This is a genomic window from Tsukamurella hominis, assembly GCF_965137015.1.
Classification (GTDB): Bacteria; Actinomycetota; Actinomycetes; order Mycobacteriales; family Mycobacteriaceae; genus Tsukamurella; species Tsukamurella hominis.
On sequence record NZ_CBCRZG010000005.1, the window covers coordinates 261180 to 284930 of the forward strand.

Below are 23751 nucleotides of genomic sequence, written 5' to 3' on the forward strand. Positions count from 1 at the left end.
CAGATGTACCGGCGAACAGGAGGCAGCCACATGGCACACCGCGTCAACACCGCTAGCACCGCAGCCCGCCCCGCTGATCGGGTGCGGCCCCCGCTGACCGAGGCCGATCTCGACGCACAGAGTCCCGCCGCGGATCTGGTGCGCGTGTACCTGAACGGCATCGGGCGCACCGCTCTGCTGACCGCGGAGGACGAGGTCGATCTGGCCAAGCGCATCGAGGCGGGTCTGTACGCACAGCACCTGCTGGCCACCAAGAAGCGGATGGCCGCGTCGAAGAAGCGCGATCTGGCGTTCATCGTGCGGGACGGGCAGGCCGCCCGCCAGCACCTGCTGGAGGCCAACCTGCGCCTCGTCGTCTCGCTGGCCAAGCGCTACACCGGGCGCGGCATGCCGCTGCTGGACCTGATCCAGGAGGGCAACCTCGGCCTGATCCGCGCGATGGAGAAGTTCGACTACGCGAAGGGCTTCAAGTTCTCGACGTACGCCACCTGGTGGATCCGCCAGGCGATCACGCGCGGCATGGCGGACCAGTCCCGCACGATCCGGCTCCCCGTCCACCTCGTGGAGCAGGTGAACAAGTTGGCCCGGATCCGGCGCGAGCTGCACCAGCAGCTGGGCCGCGAGGCCACCGACGCGGAACTCGCGGAGGAGTCGGGCATCCCGGCGGAGAAGATCGCCGACCTCATGGACCACTCGCGGGATCCGGTCAGCCTGGACATGCCCGTCGGGTCCGACGAGGAGGCGCCGCTCGGCGACTTCATCGAGGACGCCGAGGCCGCCTCGGCCGAGTCCGCGGTCATCTCGCGGCTCATGCACAGCGACGTGCGCTCGGTGCTCGCCACCCTCGACGAGCGGGAGCAGCAGGTCATCCGCCTGCGCTACGGACTCGACGACGGCCAGCCCCGCACGCTCGACCAGATCGGCAAGCTCTTCGGGCTCTCCCGCGAGCGCGTGCGCCAGATCGAGCGCGAGGTCATGAGCAAGCTGCGCAACGGCGAGCGCGCCGACCGGCTGCGCGCGTACGCGAGCTAGCTCCGAACCACCCTCGAAGGAACCGCGTCGGCTGTCACAGCCGGCGCGGTTCCGCTTGTTGGGCGAGGAGATCGCTGGCGTGGCCGATCCGGATCACCACGGACAGCACCGCGGCGCCGTCGGTGGTGGCGAGGATCGGCTGGCAGTCGATCGAAGCGATCTCGGGGACCTCGTAGGCCAGGGCCGCGATGCGGGTCACCACGTCGGTGAGCGCCGCGCGGTCCACGCCGGACTCGCCGGCGAAGCCGTCGAGCAGCGGGGCCGAACGGGTGGCCGTGACGAGGTCCGCGGCCGCGGCGTTGGTCAACGGCAGCAGCCGGTAAGCGCGGTCCCCCAACAGCTCCGGCACGGCGCCGCTGAGGCCGAAGGACAGTATCGGCCCCATCCGCGGGTCGTTCTCGTAGCCGACGGCGCAGCCGATGCCCTTGGGCGCCATCCGCTGGACGTGCAGCGTGGACTCCCCCGTCGCCTCGGACAGTTCGGCGAACGCGTCCGCCACGGCCTGCGGGCTGGTGAGGTCGAGGCGCACCGCCGCGAGGTCGGCGCGCAGGCGCCAGCGCTCCCCCATCGCCTTGACCGCCACGGGATAACCCAGCCGGTCGGCCGCCTCCGCCGCGGCCTCCGGCGTGGACGCCACGTCGAACGCCACGACGCCGACTCCGTAGAGCCCCAGGAGTTCCGCGCTCTGCGCGAAGCTCAGGGTGACCGCACCGGCGTCGGAGTCGGCGCTGGGCAGCCACTCCCGGACGCGAGTCCTCGCGGTCTCGACGTCGGTGCCGTCCGGCCGCGCGGTGTCGGAGACGGGACGGGCGCGCCACTGCGCGTACCGCCAGCCGTGGGCGAGGACCCGGGCCGCGCGCTCGGGCTCAGGGTACGACGGGACCGATCCGCGGACCCGCACGCCGTCCTCGTCGGTGGCGGCGAGCAACTCGGTGACGCCGTCGAAGGCGAGGAAGGTCGAGACGATCGGCTTGATCTGCTTGCGGGACGCCTCGAGGAGCACGGCGGCGTGCGCCTCGGGCGGCGCCTCCACCGGCGGCACGAAGACGGCGATGATCGCGTCGACGCCCTCGTCGGCGAGCGCGGCGTCGATCGCGGCACCGAACTCGTCGGGCGTGGCCGCCGCGCCGAGGTCCACGGGCTGCGCCACGTCCAGTCCCGCCCGGATCCCGGTGTGGGTGGCGAGGATGCCCAGTGCCGTCGAATTGCCGATCACGGCGACGCGCGGCCCGGCGGGCAGCGGCTGATAGCTGAAGAACGTCGCGCAGTCGAACAGCTCGGGTATCGAATCGACCTGGACCACACCGGAGTTCTCGAACAGCGCCTCCGATCCGCGCCGGCGGCGGTCGGCGTCGATCCCCCCGCGGTGCACGGCGACGATCGGCTTCTGCCGGGACAACCGCTGCGCGATGCGGCCGAACTTGCGCGGGTTACCGAAGCTCTCGAGGTAGAGCAGCACCACCTCGGTCGCGTCGTCGGTGTCCCAGTACTGGAGCACGTCGTTGCCGGAGACGTCCGCGCGGTTGCCGGCGGAGACGAAGGTCGTCAGGCCCACACCGCGTTTCGCCGCGGTGTCGAGGATGGCGATGCCGAGGGCGCCGGACTGGCAGAAGAAGCCGACGTTGCCGCGCCCGGGCACGACGGGGGCCAGGGTCGCGTTGATGCGGACCTCTCGGTCGGTGTTGATCACGCCGAGCGCGTTGGGCCCGATGAGTCGCATCCCGTGCGAGCGCACCGCTTTGAGCAGCCGCCGCTCGGACTCCTTGCCCCGCCCGCCGACGTCGGAGAAGCCGGACGAGACGACGAGGAGCGTCCGCACCTCCTTGGCGAGGCAGTCGTCGAGCACCTGGTCCATGTTGTCGGCGGGCACGGCGACCACGGCGAGGTCGACCTGGTCCGGGATGTCGCGCACCGACTCGTAGGCGCGGATGCCGGCGACCGAACGGCGCTCCGGGTGCACCGGGTACACGGGGCCGGCGAAGTCGCCCGCGATGATGTTGCGCAGCACCGCGTGCCCGACCTTGCCGGGCGTGGTCGACGCGCCGATCACGGCGATCGACTCCGGCCGGAGCGCGTTGCTCACGCTGCGCGCCTCCGACGCCAGCTCGCGGGCGTTCCGCACCGCGACCAGTGCCTCGGTGGGGTCGATGCCGAACTCCACGTGCACCACGCTGCCGTCGAAGCTGCGGCGCAGCTCGTACCCCGCGGCCTTGAAGACGTTGACCATGTACCGGTTCTCGGCGAGCACCTCGGCCTCGAAGCGGTGGAAGCCGTTCTCGGCCGCGGCGCCGGCGAGGTGCTCCAACAGGATCGGGCCGAGGCCTCGGCCCTGGTGTTCGTCGGCGACGACGAACGCGACCTCCGCCGACGTGGGCTTGCCGGAGTCGGCGAGGCCCTCGTAGAGCCCGACGGCGATGATCTTGCCGCCGAGGATCGCGAGCAGGCAGACGCGCTGCTCGTGGTCGACGGTGGTCATCCGCGCGACGTCGCGCGGCGGCATCACCGGGTAGGGCCCGAAGTACCGCAGGTAGCGCGTGCGCTCGGAGAGCCCGGCGTGGAAGGCGACCATCGCGTCGGCGTCGTCGGGAACCACGGGCCGCAGGTGGACGACGCCGCCGTCGGAGGCCAGGACGTCGGCGACCCAGTGCGCGGGGAACTCGTACGGTCCCGACGGCGCCTGCTGGCTCGGCGCCGGGAACGGGTCCGTGGCGGGACCCGAGGGATGCAGGGAAGTTTCGTCAGTCACGAGGGTCCTCCGGATCCAGTCCGTGGAGAGGAAAAACCGCGGATCGGGCGCGGGCGATGAAACGGTCGGCGGCGGCCTCCACCGGGGCGGCGGTGGGGTCGTAGGAGGAGGGCTCCCACGGGGTGAACGCGGTCGTCCCGCCCTCGCCCATCGTGTCCGGCAAGCCGTCCGCGGCGCCGACCTGGTCGGTCGGCAGGCTCGCGGCGAGCTCCTTCCATTCCTCGGGAATCGGTGTGGCGGGGTCGATGTCGACGCCGACGACGGCCCCGATGAGGTGGGTCCAGGCGCGCGGCACCACGTGCACGAGCTGATACCCGCCGCCGCCGATCGCGAGCCACCGGCCGTCGCACACCTCGTCGGCGAGGTCGCGCATCGCCAGGATCGCGGCGCGCTGTCCGTCGACGGTGAGCAAGAGGTCCGTCAGCGGGTCGCTCGCATGCGAGTCGCAGCCGCACTGACTCACGATGAGCTGGGGCCGGAACTCGCGGACGATCGACGGGACCACGGCGTGGAAGGCGCGCAGCCACAGCCCGTCGGGGCAGAACGCGGGCACCGGGATGTTGACGGCCGTACCGCGCGCCTCCGGGCCGCCGAGCTCCGTCGGGTAACCGGTGTTGGGCCACAGGTGCTGGGGGTCCTCGTGCAGGGAGACGGTGAGCACCCGCGGGTCGTTCCAGAACTGGGCCTGCACGCCGTCGCCGTGGTGGGCGTCGACGTCGAGGTAGGCGATCCTGTCGAAACCGTTGTCGAGCAGCCACGAGATCGCGATGGCCGCGTCGTTGTAGACGCAGAAACCCGAGGCGTGCGAGCGCATCGCGTGGTGCATCCCGCCCGCGATGTTGACGGCGCGGGTGGTGTTGCCGGCGGCGATCGCCTTCGCGCCGGTGAGGGTGGATCCGACCAGGCTCGCGGCCGCCTCGTGCATGCGCAGGAAGATCGGATTGTCGTCGTTGCCGAGGCCGTATCCGGTGAGATCGATCCGGGAGCGGCCCGAGCCGGCGACGCGCACGGCCGCCAGGTAGTCATCGGTGTGGGCGCGGCCGAGCTCGAGCGGGTCGAACTCCGCGGGTGCCACCACCTCGACCCCGTCGAGGACCCCGAGCATCCGCGAGAGCTCCATCGTCAGCCGCAGCCGCACCGGGTCCATCGGATGGGAGTGGGAGAACCGGTAGTCGAGGACCGAGGGATCCCAGACCACCTGGGAGTCGGGGAACCGTGCCATGTGTCACGACCCTAGTCGTTGCACACCTGCACCGCTTCCAAGTTAGGTAACCTTAAGTACGGGGGACGGTAGCCCGTCTCGGTTAAGCTCGACAGTGACGAGAAGGAGCTGGATACGTGAACGATCTGGTGGACACCACCGAGATGTACCTGCGGACCATCTACGAGCTCGAGGAGGAGGGCGTGGTGCCCCTCCGGGCGCGGATCGCGGAGCGTCTCGAGCAGAGTGGTCCCACCGTCTCGCAGACGGTGCAGCGCATGGAGCGCGACGGGCTGGTCCGGGTCGCCGGTGACCGGCACCTCGAGCTCAGCGAGAAGGGCCGCCAGCTGGCCATCGCCGTGATGCGCAAGCACCGGCTGGCCGAGCGGCTCCTGGTGGACGTCATCGGACTGCAGTGGGAGAACGTGCACGCCGAGGCGTGCCGCTGGGAGCACGTCATGAGCGAGGACGTGGAGCGGCGCCTGCTGGAGGTGCTGGGCAACCCCACCACCTCCCCGTACGGCAACCCCATCCCGGGGCTCGGTGAGCTCGGCGTGGCGATCACCGGCGAGCCGGCGCGTCCCGCCCGCCTGACCGACCTTCCGCAGGGCGGCCCCACGGCCGTGGTCATCAAGCGGCTGGCAGAGCACGTCCAGGCGGACACCGACCTGATCGGCCGGTTCCGTGAGGCCGGCGTCGTCCCGGACGCGCGCGTGTCGGTCACCGTCCAGCGCGGCGCCGTGGTCATCTCGGTCGCCGGGCACGAGGACTTCGAGCTCCCCGACGAGATGGCGCACGCCGTCTTCGTCGAGGCGGTGTAGCCGATGCGCCTGGTGGTGACCGGCGGCGCCGGCTACGTCGGCAGCGTGTGCACGCAGGTGCTGCTCGAGCGCGGCCACGAAGTGACCGTGATCGACGATCTGAGCACCGGCAACCGCGAGGCGGTGCCCGCGGGCGCGACGTTCGTCGAGGGCGACGTGGCGCACGCCGCCCGCCCGCTGCTCGCCGACGGCGACTTCGACGGCGTGCTGCATTTCGCGGCGAAATCGCTGGTGGGAGAGTCGGTGTCGCACCCGCACAAGTACTGGCAGGGTAACGTCGTCACGACGCTGACGCTGCTCGACGCGATGCTGGCGGCCGGCGTTCCGCGCCTGGTCTTCTCGTCGACCGCGGCGACCTACGGCGAGCCGGAGGCCGTCCCGGTCACCGAGGACGCGCGCACCGCGCCCACCAACACCTACGGCGCGACCAAACTCGCGATCGACGCCGCGATCTCCTCGTACGCCACCGCCTACGGCCTCGCCGCGGTCTCCCTGCGCTACTTCAACGTGGCGGGCAGCTACGGCGGCTTCGGCGAGAACCGCGAGGTCGAGACGCACCTGATCCCCCTCGTGCTGCAGACCGCCCTGGGCCAGCGCGGTGACATCGCCGTCTTCGGTGCCGACTACCCCACCGACGACGGCACCGCGGTCCGCGACTACGTGCACGTCAAGGACCTCGCCGAGGCGCACCTGCTGGCCCTGGACCGTGCGCGCCCGGGCACGCACGAGATCTTCAATCTCGGTTCCGGCGCGGGCTTCTCGGTGCGTCAGGTGATCGACACCTGTCGCGAGGTGACGGGGCGCGAGATCCCCGAGACCGCCGCCGAGCGCCGCGCCGGCGATCCGGCCGTGCTGGTCGCGTCCTCCCGCCGGGCGATCGAGGAGCTCGGCTGGCGCCCCGAGAAGACGGACCTGCGCGACATCGTGGCCGACGCCTGGGCGTACACGCAGGAGTTGGGCGACCGCGCGCACGCGGCCCGCCGCGGCTGACCGCGCGCCCCTATCGATCGTCATCCGGCGAGGGGGAACCCGAGGTCCCGGGGCGGGAGGTCCACGCCGAGGCGGCGGGCCACGTCCACTCCGATCTCGGCGGTGATGCACAGCTCCCGCGGATGCATCCCCGCGGCCAGCGCGTGCGCCAGCAGGTGCGCGCCCCGGTAGCGCCCGTCGGCGGTCAGCGCCGCGTCGAGGGCGACGCCGGTGAGCGGGCCGTCCCCGCGCAGGTAACTCCCGGCGGCCACCAGCGTCGCCGCCGCCGCACGCGGCGTGCCCCGCAACCGCCGCGCCAGCTCGGCGAACAGCAGCCGGGCCTCGTCGGCCATCACGGTGAGGGCCAACGCCATCGCCGCATCGCGCACCTTCACCTCGAGCAGCGCTCCCCCGAGCAGCGCGACGTCGGCGTCCGAGAGGGCGGCTGAGCGCTGCGCGGTGACGGCCCCGACGACGGCGGCCAACAGCTCGCACGGATCGCCGTCCGCCTCGTAGTCCGCCGCGTCGCGGCAGCGGTCCGCGCCGATCCCCGGGCCCTCCTCCGCGAGCTGGTCCGTCAGCTCCGTGCGGGACCGGTGGATGGTGCGCCCCTCCACGACGGCCGCGACCATGAGGGGCGACGACGCCGGATCCGGGAGGGCGCCACTCTCGCCGTGCCGGCACACCCAGCGCTCGCCGGCCGCCATCCGGTCGAGCAGGACCAGGTCGATGATCTCGAGGTCGGGATCGACCGCGTCCCGGGACCGGGCGGCGTCCTCGAGCAGCCGGAGCAGCGCCGGGGCGACCCGCTCGCGCGGGCGGTCGTCGACCGCGACGCAGAACAGCCGGTCCGCGCCCTGGCGCCGCAGCAAACCCACCGCCTCGGCGATGTGGGTCCGGCAGTTCTTCCGAAGACCGCCGGACGCCGTCACCTCGAGGTCTGTCCGAGCGGTGGCCCCGATCCGGCCGGTCACCTCGTCGTGCGCGAGCAGCACCACCGATCGGGTCGGATAGAAGCCCAGGAGAGCCGGGACGGCGGCGACCAGGTCGCCGAGGGAGTCGATCTTCATGGCCGGGTCCACGTGATGTTTCGTCATGCTCGAATGCTCGCGGAGGCGACGGACGACGATCGCCGCTGCGCCTCGTCCATCCCCACTTTGGTTACGAAACGTTCTCCACGCTGGGCGTTGTCCACAGGATCGCCCGTACCGGACACCCGCGGGCGGGCGCCCGACGTGCGGCACCGGCGAGCGCTACTGTGAACCGCGTGATCGGCTTACCGCGGTTCTCTGACCGCACGCGCGACTGGTTCCTCAGCGGCATGTCTGAGCGGGCCGGCACCCACGTCGGCCCCCACGCGAAGGACGCGGAGCACCCGCAGCCGTGGTGGAAGGTCATGTGCCTGACCGGCGTCGACTACTTCTCGACCCTCGGCTACCAGCCCGCCATCGCGTTCATCGCGGCCGGCGTCATCTCCCCCATCGCCACCCTCGTGCTGATCGCGCTCACGCTGTTCGGCGCTCTCCCGGTCTACAAGCGGGTATCGCGGGAGAGTTTCAACGGCTCCGGCTCGCTGGCGATGTTCGAGCGGCTCCTCCCCTGGTGGGGCGGCAAGCTGTTCGTGCTGGTCCTGCTCGGATTCGCGGCCACCGACTTCATCATCACCATCACGCTGTCGTCGTCCGACGCGGCCGAGCACATCGTCGAGAACCCGCTCGTGCCGTCGTTCCTCCACGGCGCCAACATCCCCATCACCCTGGGCCTGGTCCTGGCCCTGGGCGTGATCTTCCTCAAGGGCTTCCGCGAGGCGATCGGCACCGCCGTCGTCCTGGTGACGGTCTACCTGTCGCTCAACGTGGTCGTCATCGGCGTCTCGCTGTTCCACGTCGCCGAGCGGCCGCAGAAGGTGCTGGACTGGCAGGACCTGCTGTGGGCCGAGCACTCGAATCCGCTCATGGTGATCGCGGTCGCGCTCATCGTCTTCCCGAAGCTGGCGCTGGGTCTCTCCGGTTTCGAGACCGGCGTCGCGGTGATGCCGCAGATCAAGGGCGACCCGAACGATCCTCCCGAGTACCCCGCCAAGCGCATCCGGGACACCGGGCGGCTCCTGACCACCGCCGCCGTGATCATGAGCGTCCTGCTCGCCACGTCGAGCTTCGCGACCACCGTGCTGATCCCCGCGGAGGAGTTCGGCCCGAACGGCGACGCCAACGGCCGCGCGCTGGCGTGGCTCGCGCACGAGTACCTCGGGAACGGCTTCGGCACCGTCTACGACGTCTCCACGGTCGCGATCCTCTGGTTCGCCGGCGCGTCCGCCATGGCCGGCATGCTCAACCTGGTGCCCCGGTACCTGCCGCGCTACGGCATGGCGCCGCGCTGGGCCTCGGCCGTGCGGCCGCTGGTCGTGGTGCTCACCGTGATCGCCCTCGTGATCGTCCTGATCTTCGAGGCCGACGTGAACGCGCAGGGCGGCGCCTACGCCACCGGCGTCCTCGTGCTCATGACGTCCGCCGCGATCGCGGTGACGATCTCCGCCCGCCGCAAGCGGCAGACCGCTGCCACGTGGGGCTTCGGCCTGATCTCCGCGGTCTTCGTCTACACGACGATCGACAACATCATCGAGCGGCCCGACGGCGTGCGGATCGCCGCGCTGTTCATTCTCGCGATCGCGGTGGTGTCGATCGGCTCGCGCGTCCGGCGTTCTTTCGAGCTGCGCGCCTCGTCGATCACCTTCGACGAGAAGGCCCTCGAGTTCATCCGCGACGACGCCAACGCGCAGCACGCGATCCGGATCGTCTCGCACGAGCCCGACGTGGACACCAAGAAGGAGTACCGGGACAAGGTCCGCGCGGAGCGCAAGTTCGGGCACATCCCCGGCCGCTCGCGGGTGATCCTGCTCGAGGTGTGGCCGCGCGACTCGTCGGACTTCGAGGAGGACCTGGAGGTCCGGGGCATCGAGAAGTTCGGCTACCGCCTGCTCAAGGTGCGCTCGGGCAGCATCGCCAACACCATCGCCGCGGTCCTGCTGTACATCCGCGACGAGACCGGCGTGGTACCCGAGGTCTACTTCCAGTGGTCGGAGATGAACCCCGTGCTCAACATGGGCAAGTACCTCGTGGAGGGCTCGGGCGAGGTCGCAGCCGTGTGCCACGAGGTGCTGCGCCAGGCCGAGCACGACGCCAAGCGCCGACCCACCGTCCACGTCTCCTGACGGGGGCTCAGGGCCGGTAGGCGAACGGGAGCTCATGGTGGGAGACGGGCAGCGTCTCGACCCGCATCCACGGGTACCGCCGTTCGACGGTGCGCGCCAGGGCCGTGCCGTCGTGGTACCGACTGCGCAGCGCCGCCACCATCGTGACGCCGCCGGGCAGCCCGCGCAGCTTGTCCAGGGCGTCGGGGCGCGGCCGCTTCGGCACCGTGTATCCCGTGATCCGCGGGCGCGGGCCGTCGGCGGACGCCTCGGCCAGGCGCCCGAACTCCGGGGTCGGAGGCCAGTGTCGAGCCGTTTCCCACTCCGCATACGCCACTGCACGCTTGCCCGTCGGAGCCAGCATGACCGGTAGCGCGCGGAGCGCCGTCGCGATCCGCATCGGGGCGAACATGCCGGTCGGATCGAGCAGAGTGAGTCCGCGCACCCGAGTCGGGCGGGCGAGCGCATAGGCCACCGCGATCTGGGCCCCGAGGGAATGCCCGAGGACTGCGGCCGAAGCGACGCCGAGCCCGTCGAGCACCTCATCGAGCCAGGCCGGAAGCTCATCTGCGGAACGCAGCGCACGACGTTCGCTGCCGCCCGCGTCACCGGGGAGGTCGACCGCGAGAACTCGGTGCGCGGATGCGAGCACCGGAGCCTGGGCGAACCACGCGGCGGCGGTGTCCCCGCCGCCCGGCAGGCACAGCAGCGGCGGCGCGCCGTCGTCACCCACGACGAGCACCTGCGTGCGGGCGAGGTCACCGTCGACGACGAGCCGCCGGACGGGAACGCCCCACTGCTCGACCACGGCGTCGTAGGCGTCGGAGAAGACGGATCCCATGACATTCCTCTCGATGATCGAGATGTTTGACCTTCAAGATACCTGCTACCGTCGGCGCATGAGCGACAACGAGCACCTCGTGCACGCCCTGCGCGCGACGGCGCTGCGGTGGGAGCGCGAGATCGCGGCCTTCGGCGCGCGGCACGCGCTCGGCGACACCGACGTACGGGCGCTGGTCGCGTTGCTCGACCTGGAGCGGGCGGACGCGCCCGCCACCCCCGGTGCGCTCGCAGCGGCGCTGCGGCTGAGCTCCGCGGCGTGCACCGCCCTCGTCGACCGCCTCACGGCCGCCGGCCTGGTCGAGCGCGGCCCCGACCCCGACGATCGCCGCCGGGTCCGATTGCTCGTCACCCCGGGCGCGCGGCGCCTCGGCGAGGACTTCTTCGGCGATCTGATCGGCCCGATCCGAGTCGCGGCGGCCGCACTCACGCCCGCAGAAGCAGAGGTCGTGGGCCGTTTCCTCGCGTCCGCCGTTTCGCCGTGAGCGGAAACACGCGGCGCGCGGGAATCGACACAGTGCGCGCGAGGTTGTCCCACGTGGAAAACTGGTAGCTCCCCCGCTCGCGCGGGGAGCACTGCGGTTGGAGGTAGCCCATGGACGAGCAGTCCCACATGTACGAGCTGGAGTTCCCCGGTCCGTCCGTCTCGGACACCGACGGCAACGGCCCTGTACTGGTGCACGCGCTCGACGGCTACGCCGATGCGGGGCACGCGCTCAAGCTGCTCCGCGAGCACCTCAAGGACACCCTCACCACCGAGCTCGTCGCCTCCTTCGACGTCGACGAACTGATCGACTACCGCTCCCGCCGCCCCCCGATGACGTTCGAGGACGGATTCACCGGCGTCGACGAGCCCGAGCTCAACCTGTACGCCGTGCGCGACTCCGCCGGAAGGCCCTTCCTGCTGCTGGCGGGCGCCGAGCCGGACCTGCGGTGGAACGGCTTCGTCAGCGCCGTCGCCGGCCTCGCGGAGCGCTTCGGCGTGCGGTCGGTGGTCGGCCTGCACGCCATCCCCATGGCGGTGCCGCACACCCGGCCCGTGCCGGTCACGGCGCATGGCAACAACCCGGACCTGCGCAGTGAACTGCGGTCCTGGGACGGCGGCACGATGCGCCTGCCCGGCAGCGCCGCGGGCCTGCTCGAGCTGCGCATGGCCGACAAGGGCTACGACACGCTGGGCCTGTCGGTGCACGTCCCGCACTACCTCGCACAGAACGACTACCCCGAGGCCGTCCTCGGCATGCTCGGCGCGCTGCGCAGCTCCGTCGGCCTGCAGCTGCCCGACGGTGACCTCGCGGTCGAAGCGGCCGAGCTGCGCGAGCAGATCGACGCCCAGGTCTCGTCCAGCGCGGAGATCTCCTCCGTGGTCGAGGCGCTGGAACAGCAGTACGACGAGGCGGCGCAGCAGCCCCGCGAGCTGCTCATCGCCGACGGCGAGGCCATCCCCACCGGCGATGACCTGGCCAGCGAATTCGAGGCCTTCCTCGCGGAGCAGGCCGGCGACGAGGGTGAGAACGGCTCCGCGTCGTGACGCAGGTGCGTCAGCGCGTCGCGCTGATCCACGGCCACCGCCGGGCCTACCGGATCGGCGGCAGCGGCCCCGCCCTGCTGCTCATCCACGGGATGGCCGACAACTCGGCGACGTTCGAGCCGATCCTCGAGCAGCTGGCCGAGCGGTACACGGTGATCGTGCCGGATCTGCTGGGGCACGGCCTGTCCGGACGCCCGCGCGCCGACTACTCGCTGCCGGCGTTCACGAACGCCATGCGCGACCTGCTGCTCTACCTCGGCATCGAGCGCGCGACGCTGGTCGGGCACTCGCTGGGCGGCGGCATCGCGGGCCAGTTCACCTACCAGTACCCGGAGATGATCGAGCGGCTCGTGTTCGTCAACACCGGCGGCGTCACGCGCTCCGTCTCCCCCGTGCTCAAGGCGGTCTCGCTGCCGATGTCGGAGGTCGCGATCCGCTCGCTCGCCCTCCCCGGCGTGCTGCCCGTCGCGAGCGCCGCCCTGGACCTGCTCGGACGGGTGCCGCTCAAGCTGTTCGTCGACAACGCGGAGTGCGCCCGGGTCCTCGCGGGCCTGCCGCACGCGGGCACGCCGCGTGCGTTCGCCCGCACCCTGCGCGCCGTGGTCGACCCGTTCGGCCAGGTGGTGACGATGCTCGACCGCACCTACGTCGCCGAGTCCGTGCCCGTGCTCGTGGTGTGGGGCTCGGACGACCCGATCATCCCCGTCGAGCACGCGCATCTGCTGCACGCCTCACTCCCGGCGTCGCGGCTGGAGGTGTTCGAGGGTGCCGGCCACTTCCCGTTCCGGAGCGACCCGGAGCGCTTCCTCGCGGTGCTGACCGGGTTCATCGACGACACCGATCCCGCGCGGCTGACGACGGCCGACCTGCAGGACGCCCTGCGGCGCGACGCGGATCTCGACGCCGACCTGGACACCGGGGCCGAAACGCCCGCGTAACCGGGCGGGGCGCCGCCCGTAATCCGGCCCGCCCACACTGACGAGCAGTCAGTCGTGAGGAGGCCGCGATGAGTTCCGAGGTCCTGCCCTTCCGGGCCCGCCCGTACGTCCCCGACCTGTGCTTCGCGACGATCCACGGGCACCGTCGCGCCTACCGCATCGGCGGCACCGGCCCGGCCGTGCTGCTCCTGCACGGCATCGGCGACAACTCCCTCGTGTGGGACTCCGTTCTCGCGCCGCTCACCGACCGGTTCACCGTGATCGCCCCGGATCTGTTGGGGCACGGCCTCTCCGACCGCCCCCGCGCGGACTACTCGGTGGCGGCGTTCGCGAACGGCATGCGCGATCTGCTCTGCTACCTCGGTATCGAGCGCGTGTCGGTCGTCGGGCACTCGCTGGGCGGCGGCGTCGCGGGGCAGTTCGCCTACCAGTTCCCGGACATGGTGGAACGGCTCGCGTTCGTGGCGCCCGGCGGCGTGGACCACGACGTCTCGCCGCTGCTGCGGCTGCTCTCGCTCCCCTTCGCCGAGCAGCTCGTCGCGCTCACGGCGCTGCCAGGCGCGAAGGAGCTCCTGGCGACCGCGCTGCTCGCGGCGGCGGCCCTGCCGAGCCCGCTGCGCCCCGACGCGGTACAGCTGCGCCGCGCGCTCGACCGGATGCCGAACACCGCGTCCCCGCACGCCTTCGCGCGGACGCTGCGCTCCGTGGTGGACCTGCGCGGTCAGGTCGTCACCATGCTGGACCGCTGCTACCTCACGGCCGAGGTCCCGACGCTCGTCGCGTGGGGCGCGGACGACTCGATCATCCCGGCCTCGCACGCCGAAGTGCTCCGGGCGGCCCTGCCCGCGGCGCGGGTCGAGGTCTTCGACGGTGTCGGCCATTTCCCCATGACGGAGGCGCCGGACCGCTTCCTGGCGCTCCTCACCGACTTCCTCACGTCGACGACGCCGGCGCGGCTGGCGCGGACCCACCTGCGCGACGGGCTGCGGTCCGCCGCCGGCGTCACCGTCGCCGCGCCCGCCCAGGAGCTGGGCTGAGCGGCCACGATCGCGGTCCGTAGAGTGAGATGAGTGAACCTCATCGACCTGCTGCCGTCCGACCCGACGGCCGACGAGGTCTTCGAGGCCTTCCTGGAGTGGACCGACGACCGCGGCATCACGCTGTACCCCGCCCAGGAGGAGGCCCTCATCGCGGCGTGCTCGGGCGCCAACGTGATCGTCGCGACGCCGACCGGTTCCGGCAAATCCCTCGTGGCGATGGGCGCCCAGTTCGCGGCGCTGGCACAGGGCCGCCGTACCTACTACACCGCCCCGATCAAGGCCCTGGTCAGCGAGAAGTTCTTCGCGCTGTGCGAGGTCTTCGGCACGGAGAACGTCGGCATGGTCACCGGCGACGCCGCGGTCAACGCCGACGCACCGATCGTGTGCGCCACCGCCGAGATCGTCGCGAACTTCGCGCTCCGCGAGGGCGCCGACTCCGACATCGAACAGGTGGTGATGGACGAGTTCCACTACTACTCCGAGCCCGACCGCGGGTGGGCGTGGCAGGTGCCGCTGATCGAGCTGCCGCGCGCGCAGTTCGTGCTCATGTCCGCGACGCTCGGCGACACCTCCTTCTTCGAGGAGGACCTCACCCGGCGCACCGGACGGGAGACCGTCCTCGTCGCCGGGGCGGAGCGGCCGGTGCCGCTCCACTTCGCCTACTCCACCATGGCGATCCAGGATCAGATCGTCGAGCTGGTCACCACGCACCAGGCGCCCGTCTACGTGGTCCACTTCACCCAGCAGGCCGCGGCGGAGCGCGCCCAGGCGCTCATGTCGCTCCCGCTGGCGAGCAAGGAGGAGAAGGCGGCGATCGCGGCGGCGATCGGCGACTTCCAGTTCACCACCGGCTTCGGCAAGACCCTGTCGCGCCTGATCCGCTCCGGTGTCGGGGTGCACCACGCCGGCATGCTCCCCCGGTACCGGCGGCTGGTGGAGAAGCTCGCGCAGGAGGGCCTGCTCAAGGTCATCTGCGGCACGGACACGCTCGGCGTCGGCATCAACGTGCCGATCCGCACCGTCTACCTCACGGGCCTGACCAAGTTCGACGGGAACCGCACGCGCCACCTCCGGGCCCGCGAGTTCCACCAGATCGCGGGGCGGGCCGGGCGCGCGGGGTTCGACACGATGGGCACCGTCGTGGTGGCCGCTCCCGAGCACGAGATCGAGAACGCGCGCCGGGAGGCGAAGGCGGGCGGGGATCCCGCCAAGCTCAAGCGCGTCCAGCGCAAGAAGCCGCCCGAGGGCTTCGTCTCCTGGGGGAAAGCCACCTTCGAGAAGCTCGTGGCGGCGGATCCGGAACCGCTGGTCTCGCGGTTCTCGGTGACCAACTCGATGCTGCTCAACGTGATCGCCCGGCCGCAGAACTGCTTCGAGTCGATGCGGCACCTCCTGGAGCAGAATCACGAGTCGCGCCGGAACCAGTTGCGGCACATCAGAACCGCGATCACGCTGTTCCGCGGCCTCGAATCGGGCGGCGTCGTCGAGCGGCTCGCCGAGCCCGACGAGGACGGCCGGCACGTGCGGCTCACCGTCGACCTGCAGCCCGATTTCGCCCTGAACCAGCCCCTCGCGCCCTTCGCGCTCGCGGCGTTGGAGCTGCTCGACGCCGAGTCCCCGGACTACGCCCTCGACGTCATCTCCGTGATCGAATCCGTGCTCGACGACCCGCGCCCGGTGCTGCGGGCGCAGCAGAACGCCGCGCGCGGCGCCGCGGTGGCGGAGATGAAGGCGGACGGGATCGACTACGACGAGCGGATGGCGCTGCTCGAGGACGTCACGTACCCGAAGCCGCTGGAGGAGCTGCTCGTCCCCGCGTTCGCGACCTACGCCGCGGGGCACGCCTGGGTGACGCAGTTCGAGCTCTCACCGAAGTCCGTGGTGCGCGAGATGATCGAGCGCGCGATGACCTTCAACGACCTGGTCTCGAAGTACCAGCTGGGCCGCTCGGAGGGCGCGGTCCTGCGGTACCTGTCGGACGCCTTCCGGACCCTGCGGCACACCGTTCCCGAGGCGGTGCGCACCCCCGAACTCGACGACTACATCGCCTGGCTTGGCGCGCTGGTGCGGTACGTGGACAGCTCGCTCGTCGACGAGTGGGAGGAGATGACCTCCCCGGACCCGGTGAAGGCGCACGCCTCCGCCCCGGAGATCGGGCGCTCCACGTCGCTGACCTCCGACGAGCGGGCGTTCGCAGTCATGGTGCGCAACACGATGTTCCGGCGCGTGCAGCTCGTCGCCGAGGAGGAGTATGACCTGCTCGACGCCATGGATCCCGGCGTCGATTGGTACGCGGCCTTCGACGACTACTACGAGGAGTACGACGACATCGAGACCGGCCCGGACGCCCGTGGGCCACAGCTGTTCTCGCTCGACACCTCGATGCCGCGGGCCTGGCGGGTGCGGCAGACCATCGCCGACCCCGATGGCGACCACGGCTGGGCCATCACGGCCGTCGTCGACCTCCCCGCGTCCGACGAGCGCGGCGACGTCGTGCTCGTGGACGTGGAGGTCGTCTCCGGCTGACTAGCCCCGGACGACGGCGTCGAGACCCGCGAGCGACTGGTCCAGGTACTCCGGCGGGAACGGCGGCATGGAGCCGACGAAGTCCCGGAAGGACTGCGGAGTGTCGGTCCAGTCGTAGGTCAGCGTGACCTGCGTGCCGTCACCCGACGGCGTGAGGTCGTACCGCCACCACCAGCCGCCGGCCTCCCACTCGCCCTCCTTGCTGGTCCCGGGCAGCCACCCGATGACGCGGTCCCGCTCGAAGTCGGTGACCTTGTTCTCCATCACGTAGTCGCCGCCGGCCTGCTCGAGGTACATGTTCACGGAGAACATCTGCCCGACGTGGTCGAGCGGCGCGGCGTCCACCGCGGCGCGGACCCAATCCGTGGGCTCGATGTCCTGGTGGCGTGCGGGATCGGCGAGGGCGGCGAAGACCCGATCGGGGCTCGCGGCGATGACTCGGGTGGTGGACATCCGCTCGGACATGGTGACTCACTCTCTGCTGTGTCTCCACGACGCGCGTCGGCCCGCACGCCATGTTCACAGCGTACACATGAAGGGTCTCCAGCGGCGCCGGATCGCGGATATCGCCGCGGATCAGCGTGCGGGCGCGGCCTCGACGCCGCCCTCGTCCGTCCCCTGCGCCGCGGCCGACTCCACGGTGGGCGCCGACTCCACGGCGGGGGCCGACTCCGTGGGCGTCGGCTCCGACCGCGGGGTCTCCGGCGCGCTCGTACCGGGGGCCTCCGACGCGTCAGCCGGCGATGCGGGCGAAGCCGGTGCGGGCGTCGCCGGGCCGCTGGGCGCCGGCTCGGGCATCGACGCCCCGACGGGGTAGAGCGGCGCGCTCGTCGCGGAGACGGGCGTCGTCGCGGGTTCGACGGAGACCGGGCGCGCCCCGGACGAGGGGCCGGCCGCGTCGTCCGCGCCGAACGCGGACGAGGTCGCCGCGGGTGCCGTCGGCTCCGCGGTGCGCGCCGCGCCGTCCCCGGAGGCGGCGTCGGACGAGGCGACCCCGGCCGTGCCGGCCGGCGCAGCGGTCACCGTCGGGCCGGCGGGCCGGAAGACGTCGGCGACGACCTTCTGCACCCGGGTGATCGCGTCCTCGACCGCGATGATCACGATCCGCACCGCGGTCTCGAGGCTGTTCTGCACGAAGTAGACGGCGCGCTCGACCGCGCTCGGGTTGAGCGCGCGGGGGTCGACGCCGGTGCGCACGATGCTGCCGTCGGCGCGGGTGATCTCGAAGTAGCCGATCACGGGCTCGTGGTCGGACACGGGATCCGGTCCCGCGACCGGGATCTGCACCCAGCGGACCTTCGCGCCGCCGGTGGTGCCCACGTAGTCGAGGGTGTCGCGGTAGCCCGTATAGCCCTGCTTCGCGACGAGAGTGTTGGTCACGGAGTCGTAGGTGAAGGGCAGGGCGCCGGGGTCGAACAGGTCGATCCCGCTGCGGGCGATGAGCTGCTGGAACTCCGTGAGCCCCTGGGCGTCCGGCCTGCCCTTCCCGGCGAAGTACTCGGTGTTGAAGTCGCCCCCGTAGATCACGGGCGCGCCGTCCGCGGCGAACGTGTCGACGAAGCGGCGCAGCTCCGCGGCCTGCTTCATGCGGATGTCGTGGGTGCGCGAAGCGCGGTCGTTGATCGTGTCGTCGGCCTGGGTGTGCATGGCGACGACCCAGAACTCCTGGCCGTCCTTCTCGATCCGGGCCATCACCGCGCCCTTGTTCGCGAACATGTCGGGGGCGAGCGGGGCGTAGTTGGTGTAGACGTACTGCTCCGACTGCGCGATCGGGTACTTGCTCACCACAGCGACGCCGCCGTTGACCGACCAGAGCGCGTCGCTGCAAGCGCCGAACACCCCGGCGCAGCTCTCGCCGAGGCGCGGCGTCTGATAGGTGTAGCCCTGTTCTCGCAGGCCGTCGAGGATCGCGCGGCCGGCGGTGCCGTTCACCTCGCTGAGCAGCAGCACGTCGGCACCGCTCGCGGCGAGTTGGTCGACGGACGCCCGCACCCGGGCGTCGGAATCGGCCTGGGTTCCGGAGACCGCGTTGAGGATGTTCGGCAGCTGGTACATGTTCCAGGCCTGCACCTTGACCTCGACGGGTACCGACGGCGCGGGTGTCGGCGCGGGCGCGGGCCGCACCGCTGGCGGCACCGCCGTGGTCGCCGCCGCGGCGGGAGCCGCCGTCATCGCGCTGATCCCCGCGACCGCCATCACCGCGACCGCCGTCGCCCCGAGCCCGCCTCGCCGTGCCATCGTCCCCCGCTCTTCGTCCTTGCGATACCAAGGAGAGATTAAACCGGACGTCGAGCCGATCCGGTGGGCGATCTCGTGCGGCGGCGCGAGCGGCAGGGGCTACTTCCGGCGGGGCCGGTTGCGGGCCGCGCGCGCCTCGGCGACGCGCTGCTCCTCGGCGCGCACCGCGTCGAGGCCGGCGCGCTCGTCGATCAGCCACTGCGGCGGATCCGCGAGGAGGCCGGTGATCTGCTCGGTGGTCAGCGCCTCCCCCACGCCGGCGCGCTGCAGGCCCGAGATCGAGACGCCGAGACGCGCGGCGACGAGGTTCTTCGGATGCGGCCCGTTCTTCCGCAGATCCTGCAACCACTGCGGCGGCTCGGCCTGCAGCGCGGCCAGCTCGTCGCGGGTGATCGCCTTCTCCTGAAACTCCGCCGGCGTGGCGGGCAGGTACACGTCCAGCTTCTTCGCCGCGGTCGCGGGTTTCATGGACTGCGTATTCGGCCTGCTCATGCGGACCAGCCTATCGGTAATCTCATGCCGTGACCTCATCGCTCCCGCCGGGCTTGCGGCTCGGCTACGTCCCCGGCGCGACGCCGGCCAAATGGGCCCGCATCTGGGGCGAGCGGCATCCGGATGTCCGGCTCGAGCTCGTCCCCGTCGCGGCGGCGGACGCAGCGGAGGCGGTCCGGGACGGCACCGTCGACCTGGCGCTCCTGCGCCTGCCCGCGGAGACGAGCGGGCTCGCGACGATCGCGCTGTACGAGGAGCAGGTGGTCGCGGTGGTGCCGAAGGAGCACCACGCCGCGGCCGCCGACGAGCTCGCCGCGGCCGATCTCGACGGGGAGCCGACCCTGCTCCCCCACGACGACGCCCTGCACTGGGACGGCGCCCCGGGCGCGCCGGTCGCGCACCGGCCGGAGACCACCGAGGCCGCGATCGAACTCGTCGCCGCGGGCCTGGGCGTGCTGCTCGCGCCGCAGTCGCTCGCGCGGCTGCACCACCGCAAGGACCTCACGTACCGGCCAGTCATCGACGCACCGCCCTCCCCCGTCGTGCTCGCGGTCCCCGCGGGCGAGCAGCCGGAGGCCGTCGCGGAGTTCATCGGCGTGGTGCGCGGCCGGAAGGCGGGCTCGTCCCGGGGCCGCGCCGAGCCCGCACCCAAGCGCACCGCGCGGGAGAAGACGCTCGCGAAGCAGGCCGCCCGTGCCGCGGCGGGCAAGAAGGCCGCGACCCCGAAGGCCAAGCCCGGCAAGCGCCCCCGCCGCTGAGCTCAGCCGAGCGATTCGATCCACTCGTCGACGGCCAGCACCTCGGCCTGACGCGGGAAGACCTTGCGCACCAGTACGCGGTGCACCTCGGGATCGTGGTCGGCGCAGGCATCCGCCAGGACCGTGAGGCCGTAGTCCAGATCGCCCGCGTAGCGGACCGTCGAGAGGACGACGCCGCTCGTCGAGATGCCCGCGAGCACCAGGTGATCGGCCTGCAGGCCGCGCAGCACCACGTCGAGATCGCTGCCGCTGAACGCGCCGAACCGGCGCTTGACCACGACGGGCTCGCCCGGCAGAGGCGCCACCTCGGGGACGATCGCCGTGAGCGGCGAGACCTCGGTCATCGAGTCGCCGCCCTCGCGGAGCATGGCGAAAGCCCGGTTGGTGGGCGGAATCTCGGGGTAGTCGGGCCGGAAGGCGACGCGCACGTGCACCACCGGCACGCCGTGGTCGCGCGCCGCCGACAGGGCGCGCGCGGCGGAGGCGAGCGCCGCGGCGCCGGCGCGCTCGGCACCGTCGACGATGCCTCGCTGGTAGTCCATGAGGATCAGAACGGAACGCGGTTCGGCCATGCGTCCAGGCTAGCGCTCAGCGCAGCGCGTCGAGATCCAGCCGCACGGCGAACGGCGCCGTCGCCGCGAACGCGCCGGTGGCCTCGACGGACTCGTAGGCGCCGTCGACCAGCGTGAGGACATCGAGCCGGACGTCCGCACCATCGAGGTCGACGATCCAGTAATGCGGGATCCCGGCCTCGGCGTACTCGTGGCGCTTCATGACCAGGTCGGTCCTCCGGGTGCCAGGCGAGAGCACCTCAACAACGAGTATCGCGTCCGAAGCGACAAAGGGGCTTGCCGCGTCCTGCGGCATCACCACGACATCGGGAGCGCGGACGGACGCCGGTGTTCGGGCCTCGAGAATGAGGTCGACCTCGGGGTACGTACGAAATCCTTCGGGCGTCGCCCCGTTGAGCACGCTGAACAGAACCCCTGCGGCGTACTGATGTTCCGGCCTCGGCTTGGGCGACACGATCAGGACCCCCTCCTGCAGCTCCGCGTGCGACGACGAGTCCTCCCCCAAGGCGTCCCACTCCTCCAGCGAGAGGAGGTGTGGGCGGGTCGCTGCGGTCATGGCGCCATCGTACGCCCGGTTCGGCCAGGTCACACGGTAGATCCTGCGGCCGCGCGGGCGATCTCGGCGAGGCGGGCGAAGCCCTCCGTCTTCGCGCTGGACGCTCGATAGGCGAGGCCGATCCGGCGGCCCGGCGCCGGTGCCGCGAACCGTGCGGTCGCCAGATCCGTGCCGCGCAGTTCGACGGCGACCGCGGGTTCGGGCAGCAGAGTCACCCCGAGGCCGCCGGAGACGCACTGCACGATCGTGGCGAGCGAGGCCGCCCGGGTGTCGCCCATGACGCCGACGCCCTCCTCCGCCTGGCGGCACAGGTCGAGTGCCTGGTCGCGCAGGCAGTGCCCCTCGTCGAGGAGCAGCAGCGGCAGCCCGGAGAGGTCATCGGCGGTGAGGTCGTCGCGGCCGGCGAGCGGGTGACCGGGCGGAACCACGAGGACGAACTCCTCGTCGTAGAGCGGGATCTCGGCAACCGACGAGCTGTGCACGGGCAGCGCGAGCACGGCCACGTCGATCCGGCCGGAGCGCAGCGCGTCGAGCAGGCGGGCCGTCTGGTCCTCCACGACGGTGACCGCCAGATCGTCGACCTCAGCCCGCAGCTGCGGCAAGAGGCGGGGCAGTCGGTAGGGCGCGACCGTCGGGATCATGCCGAGCCGCAGCGTGCCGCGGAGCTCGCCGGTGAGCCCGGCCGCCGAGCTCACCAGCTCCGCCGCGGAGGCCACGATGACGGAGGCCTGCTCCAGCAGCGCCATCCCGGCCTCCGTGATGAGCACCTTGCGGGTACTGCGCTCCACCAGCTGCACGCCGAGCCCCGCCTCGAGCGAGGCCAGCGCCTGCGACAGCGACGGCTGACTCACACCGAGCGACGTCGCCGCGGTCCCGAAGTGGCGCGAGCGTGCCACTGCGACGAAGGCGCGCAGCTGCGCGAGGGTCGGCTGATAAGGCTGATCGGACATACCTATCAGTCTAGTGCCATCCATCACCTTTGCTTTACAACGATGTGATTCGGACGGAAGAATCGTCCACGAAACGAAGCCCGCACCCATCGGGCGCCTGCACACAGTGATGAAGGAGTTACCGTGCCCCTCTTGACGATCGGCGATCAGTTCCCCGCGTTCAACCTCACCGCCGTGATCGGCGGCGACCTCTCGAAGGTCGACGCGCAGCAGCCGGACGACTACTTCACCACCGTCACCAGCGACGACTACGCCGGCAAGTGGAAGATCGTCTTCTTCTGGCCGAAGGACTTCACCTTCGTCTGCCCTACCGAGATCGCCGCCTTCGGCAAGCTCAACGACGAGTTCGCCGATCGTGACGCCCAGGTGCTCGGCGCCTCGGTCGACAACGAGTTCGTGCACTTCCAGTGGCGCGCGCAGCACGAGGACCTGAAGACCCTCCCCTTCCCGATGCTCTCGGACCTCAAGCGCGAGCTGGCTGAGGCCACCGGCGTCCTCAACGCCGACGGCGTCGCCGACCGCGCCACCTTCATCGTGGACCCCAACAACGAGATCCAGTTCGTCTCCGTGACGGCCGGTTCCGTGGGCCGCAACGTCGACGAGGTGCTCCGCGTGCTGGACGCGCTGCAGTCCGACGAGCTGTGCGCCTGCAACTGGAAGAAGGGCGACCCGACCCTCGACGCCGGCGAGCTGCTGAAGGAGAGCGTCTAAACACATGTCGATCGACAACCTGAAGAACGCGGTCCCGGAGTACGCCAAGGACCTCAAGCTCAACCTCAGCTCGCTCGCGCGCTCCACCGAGCTCACCGAGCAGCAGCTGTGGGGCACCTTCCTCGCCTCGGCCGCGGCCACCAAGAACGCGACCGTCCTGCGCGAGATCGCCGAAGAGGCCGCCAACACCCTGTCGGCGGAGGCCTACCAGGCCGCCCTCGGCGCCGCCTCCGTGATGGGCATGAACAACGTCGCGTACCGGGCTAAGGGCTTCCTCGGCGCCGACTACGCCCAGGTGCGCATGGGCCTGCGGATGAACATCATCGGCAACCCCGGCGTCGACAAGACCGACTTCGAGCTGTGGAGCCTCGCCGTCTCGGCGATCAACGGCTGCGAGCACTGCGTCGCCGCCCACGACGACGTGGTCCGCAAGGCCGGCCTCACCAAGGAGCAGGCCTTCGAGGCCGTCAAGGTCGCGGCCACCGTGCAGGGCGTCGCGCAGGCGATCTTCGCCGCCGAGACCCTCGCGACCGCTTCGGTCTAGCCTCACCGCTTCACAACACGACGGTGCCCGCCCCTCACATCGAGGGGCGGGCACCGTCGTTCTCGTCCGCGTAACGTACGGCGCACGCGCGGCGAC

The 23751-nt window shown here is 71.5% G+C and carries 22 protein-coding genes; 12 read left to right on the forward strand and 10 right to left on the reverse strand.

Annotated features, from left to right (window positions below; all coding sequences use genetic code 11):
* The first annotated feature begins 30 nt into the window (after positions 1 to 30).
* Positions 31 to 1032: a sigma-70 family RNA polymerase sigma factor gene (locus ACM9LD_RS09710; RefSeq protein ID WP_068525066.1), complete on the forward strand. Its 1002-nt coding sequence runs from the start codon at positions 31 to 33 to the stop codon at positions 1030 to 1032.
* Between the two features lie 34 nt (positions 1033 to 1066).
* Here the strand turns inward: ACM9LD_RS09710 and ACM9LD_RS09715 are convergent, their stop codons facing one another.
* Entirely contained in the window at positions 1067 to 3778 is a 2712-nt protein-coding gene (locus tag ACM9LD_RS09715; RefSeq protein WP_415676454.1) for a bifunctional acetate--CoA ligase family protein/GNAT family N-acetyltransferase, read from the reverse strand.
* Positions 3771 to 5000, reverse strand: a complete 1230-nt coding sequence (locus ACM9LD_RS09720; protein ID WP_415676455.1) for an acetoin utilization protein AcuC — start codon at positions 4998 to 5000, stop codon at positions 3771 to 3773. Before ACM9LD_RS09720 ends, ACM9LD_RS09715 begins: the two co-directional genes overlap by 8 nt.
* A gap of 116 nt (positions 5001 to 5116) precedes the next feature.
* Here ACM9LD_RS09720 and ACM9LD_RS09725 point away from each other — a divergent pair, with 116 nt between their 5' ends.
* Together ACM9LD_RS09725 and galE are read left to right on the forward strand one after the other, a co-directional pair.
* The gene (locus tag ACM9LD_RS09725; RefSeq protein ID WP_224645755.1) at positions 5117 to 5800 is read left to right on the forward strand and encodes a metal-dependent transcriptional regulator; all 684 of its coding nucleotides are present in this window, start codon (positions 5117 to 5119) and stop codon (positions 5798 to 5800) included.
* Positions 5801 to 5803: 3 nt separating this feature from the next.
* Entirely contained in the window at positions 5804 to 6790 is a 987-nt protein-coding gene (galE, locus tag ACM9LD_RS09730; protein ID WP_415676456.1) for a UDP-glucose 4-epimerase GalE, read from the forward strand.
* Between the two features lie 20 nt (positions 6791 to 6810).
* Here the strand turns inward: galE and ACM9LD_RS09735 are convergent, their stop codons facing one another.
* Complete coding sequence (locus tag ACM9LD_RS09735; protein WP_415676457.1) at positions 6811 to 7866, reverse strand: DUF4192 domain-containing protein; 1056 nt, start codon at positions 7864 to 7866, stop codon at positions 6811 to 6813.
* Between the two features lie 224 nt (positions 7867 to 8090).
* On the opposite strand from ACM9LD_RS09735, the gene ACM9LD_RS09740 reads away from it, so the two are divergent.
* On the forward strand, positions 8091 to 9980 hold the full coding sequence (locus ACM9LD_RS09740; RefSeq protein ID WP_415676458.1) for an APC family permease: 1890 nt from the start codon (positions 8091 to 8093) through the stop codon (positions 9978 to 9980).
* Between the two features lie 7 nt (positions 9981 to 9987).
* Here ACM9LD_RS09740 and ACM9LD_RS09745 read toward each other — a convergent pair whose 3' ends face one another.
* Positions 9988 to 10800: an alpha/beta fold hydrolase gene (locus ACM9LD_RS09745; RefSeq protein ID WP_415676459.1), complete on the reverse strand. Its 813-nt coding sequence runs from the start codon at positions 10798 to 10800 to the stop codon at positions 9988 to 9990.
* Positions 10801 to 10858: 58 nt separating this feature from the next.
* Here ACM9LD_RS09745 and ACM9LD_RS09750 point away from each other — a divergent pair, with 58 nt between their 5' ends.
* The 5 genes from ACM9LD_RS09750 (at position 10859) to ACM9LD_RS09770 (ending at position 16834) form a co-directional block, all read left to right on the forward strand.
* Positions 10859 to 11284, forward strand: a complete 426-nt coding sequence (locus ACM9LD_RS09750; RefSeq protein WP_415676460.1) for a MarR family winged helix-turn-helix transcriptional regulator — start codon at positions 10859 to 10861, stop codon at positions 11282 to 11284.
* Positions 11285 to 11394: 110 nt separating this feature from the next.
* Positions 11395 to 12330, forward strand: a complete 936-nt coding sequence (locus tag ACM9LD_RS09755; protein WP_415676461.1) for a proteasome assembly chaperone family protein — start codon at positions 11395 to 11397, stop codon at positions 12328 to 12330.
* Entirely contained in the window at positions 12327 to 13268 is a 942-nt protein-coding gene (locus tag ACM9LD_RS09760) for an alpha/beta fold hydrolase (protein WP_415676462.1), read from the forward strand. Before ACM9LD_RS09755 ends, ACM9LD_RS09760 begins: the two co-directional genes overlap by 4 nt.
* Positions 13269 to 13336: 68 nt before the next feature.
* Entirely contained in the window at positions 13337 to 14305 is a 969-nt protein-coding gene (locus tag ACM9LD_RS09765; protein WP_415676463.1) for an alpha/beta fold hydrolase, read from the forward strand.
* Between the two features lie 33 nt (positions 14306 to 14338).
* Positions 14339 to 16834 (forward strand): DEAD/DEAH box helicase, encoded by a 2496-nt coding sequence (locus ACM9LD_RS09770; RefSeq protein WP_415676464.1) that lies wholly within the window; start codon positions 14339 to 14341, stop codon positions 16832 to 16834.
* On the opposite strand, the gene ACM9LD_RS09775 is transcribed toward ACM9LD_RS09770, so the two are convergent.
* The 3 genes from ACM9LD_RS09775 to ACM9LD_RS09785 all read right to left on the reverse strand — a co-directional run bounded on the left by ACM9LD_RS09775 (position 16835) and on the right by ACM9LD_RS09785 (position 19564).
* A complete protein-coding gene (locus tag ACM9LD_RS09775; RefSeq protein ID WP_415676465.1) occupies positions 16835 to 17287 on the reverse strand; it encodes an SRPBCC family protein in 453 nt (150 codons plus the stop codon). It abuts the gene before it with no gap.
* 123 nt (positions 17288 to 17410) lie between these two features.
* Entirely contained in the window at positions 17411 to 19072 is a 1662-nt protein-coding gene (locus ACM9LD_RS09780; RefSeq protein ID WP_415676466.1) for a sphingomyelin phosphodiesterase, read from the reverse strand.
* A gap of 99 nt (positions 19073 to 19171) precedes the next feature.
* The gene (locus ACM9LD_RS09785; RefSeq protein ID WP_415676467.1) at positions 19172 to 19564 is read right to left on the reverse strand and encodes a DUF5997 family protein; all 393 of its coding nucleotides are present in this window, start codon (positions 19562 to 19564) and stop codon (positions 19172 to 19174) included.
* Positions 19565 to 19593: 29 nt separating this feature from the next.
* On the opposite strand from ACM9LD_RS09785, the gene ACM9LD_RS09790 reads away from it, so the two are divergent.
* The gene (locus ACM9LD_RS09790) at positions 19594 to 20322 is read left to right on the forward strand and encodes a LysR family transcriptional regulator substrate-binding protein (protein ID WP_415676468.1); all 729 of its coding nucleotides are present in this window, start codon (positions 19594 to 19596) and stop codon (positions 20320 to 20322) included.
* Between the two features lie 2 nt (positions 20323 to 20324).
* On the opposite strand, the gene ACM9LD_RS09795 is transcribed toward ACM9LD_RS09790, so the two are convergent.
* From ACM9LD_RS09795 to ACM9LD_RS09805, 3 genes are read right to left on the reverse strand one after another with little or no spacing between them, the layout of a single operon-like run.
* A complete protein-coding gene (locus ACM9LD_RS09795; RefSeq protein WP_415676469.1) occupies positions 20325 to 20894 on the reverse strand; it encodes a cysteine hydrolase family protein in 570 nt (189 codons plus the stop codon).
* 16 nt (positions 20895 to 20910) lie between these two features.
* Entirely contained in the window at positions 20911 to 21450 is a 540-nt protein-coding gene (locus ACM9LD_RS09800) for a Uma2 family endonuclease (RefSeq protein ID WP_415676470.1), read from the reverse strand.
* A 29-nt stretch (positions 21451 to 21479) separates the two neighbouring features.
* On the reverse strand, positions 21480 to 22400 hold the full coding sequence (locus tag ACM9LD_RS09805; RefSeq protein WP_415676471.1) for a hydrogen peroxide-inducible genes activator: 921 nt from the start codon (positions 22398 to 22400) through the stop codon (positions 21480 to 21482).
* 123 nt (positions 22401 to 22523) lie between these two features.
* On the opposite strand from ACM9LD_RS09805, the gene ACM9LD_RS09810 reads away from it, so the two are divergent.
* On the forward strand, positions 22524 to 23111 hold the full coding sequence (locus ACM9LD_RS09810; RefSeq protein WP_068525048.1) for a peroxiredoxin: 588 nt from the start codon (positions 22524 to 22526) through the stop codon (positions 23109 to 23111).
* 4 nt (positions 23112 to 23115) lie between these two features.
* Complete coding sequence (locus ACM9LD_RS09815; protein ID WP_415676472.1) at positions 23116 to 23655, forward strand: carboxymuconolactone decarboxylase family protein; 540 nt, start codon at positions 23116 to 23118, stop codon at positions 23653 to 23655.
* The last annotated feature ends 96 nt before the right edge of the window (positions 23656 to 23751 follow it).

Bases quoted from the DNA above. Each gene is read 5' to 3' on its own strand.
- ACM9LD_RS09745 (WP_415676459.1), bottom strand. From the start codon at position 10,800: ATGGGATCCGTCTTCTCCGACGCCTACGACGCCGTGGTCGAGCAGTGG.
- ACM9LD_RS09795 (WP_415676469.1), bottom strand. From the start codon at position 20,894: ATGGCCGAACCGCGTTCCGTTCTGATCCTCATGGACTACCAGCGAGGC.
- ACM9LD_RS09710 (WP_068525066.1), top strand. From the start codon at position 31: ATGGCACACCGCGTCAACACCGCTAGCACCGCAGCCCGCCCCGCTGAT.
- ACM9LD_RS09720 (WP_415676455.1), bottom strand. From the start codon at position 5,000: ATGGCACGGTTCCCCGACTCCCAGGTGGTCTGGGATCCCTCGGTCCTC.
- ACM9LD_RS09775 (WP_415676465.1), bottom strand. From the start codon at position 17,287: ATGTCCACCACCCGAGTCATCGCCGCGAGCCCCGATCGGGTCTTCGCC.
- ACM9LD_RS09750 (WP_415676460.1), top strand. From the start codon at position 10,859: ATGAGCGACAACGAGCACCTCGTGCACGCCCTGCGCGCGACGGCGCTG.
- ACM9LD_RS09765 (WP_415676463.1), top strand. From the start codon at position 13,337: ATGAGTTCCGAGGTCCTGCCCTTCCGGGCCCGCCCGTACGTCCCCGAC.
- ACM9LD_RS09785 (WP_415676467.1), bottom strand. From the start codon at position 19,564: ATGAGCAGGCCGAATACGCAGTCCATGAAACCCGCGACCGCGGCGAAG.
- ACM9LD_RS09800 (WP_415676470.1), bottom strand. From the start codon at position 21,450: ATGACCGCAGCGACCCGCCCACACCTCCTCTCGCTGGAGGAGTGGGAC.
- ACM9LD_RS09780 (WP_415676466.1), bottom strand. From the start codon at position 19,072: ATGGCACGGCGAGGCGGGCTCGGGGCGACGGCGGTCGCGGTGATGGCG.
- ACM9LD_RS09755 (WP_415676461.1), top strand. From the start codon at position 11,395: ATGGACGAGCAGTCCCACATGTACGAGCTGGAGTTCCCCGGTCCGTCC.
- ACM9LD_RS09735 (WP_415676457.1), bottom strand. From the start codon at position 7,866: ATGACGAAACATCACGTGGACCCGGCCATGAAGATCGACTCCCTCGGC.
- ACM9LD_RS09805 (WP_415676471.1), bottom strand. From the start codon at position 22,400: ATGTCCGATCAGCCTTATCAGCCGACCCTCGCGCAGCTGCGCGCCTTC.
- ACM9LD_RS09740 (WP_415676458.1), top strand. From the start codon at position 8,091: ATGTCTGAGCGGGCCGGCACCCACGTCGGCCCCCACGCGAAGGACGCG.
- ACM9LD_RS09815 (WP_415676472.1), top strand. From the start codon at position 23,116: ATGTCGATCGACAACCTGAAGAACGCGGTCCCGGAGTACGCCAAGGAC.
- galE (WP_415676456.1), top strand. From the start codon at position 5,804: ATGCGCCTGGTGGTGACCGGCGGCGCCGGCTACGTCGGCAGCGTGTGC.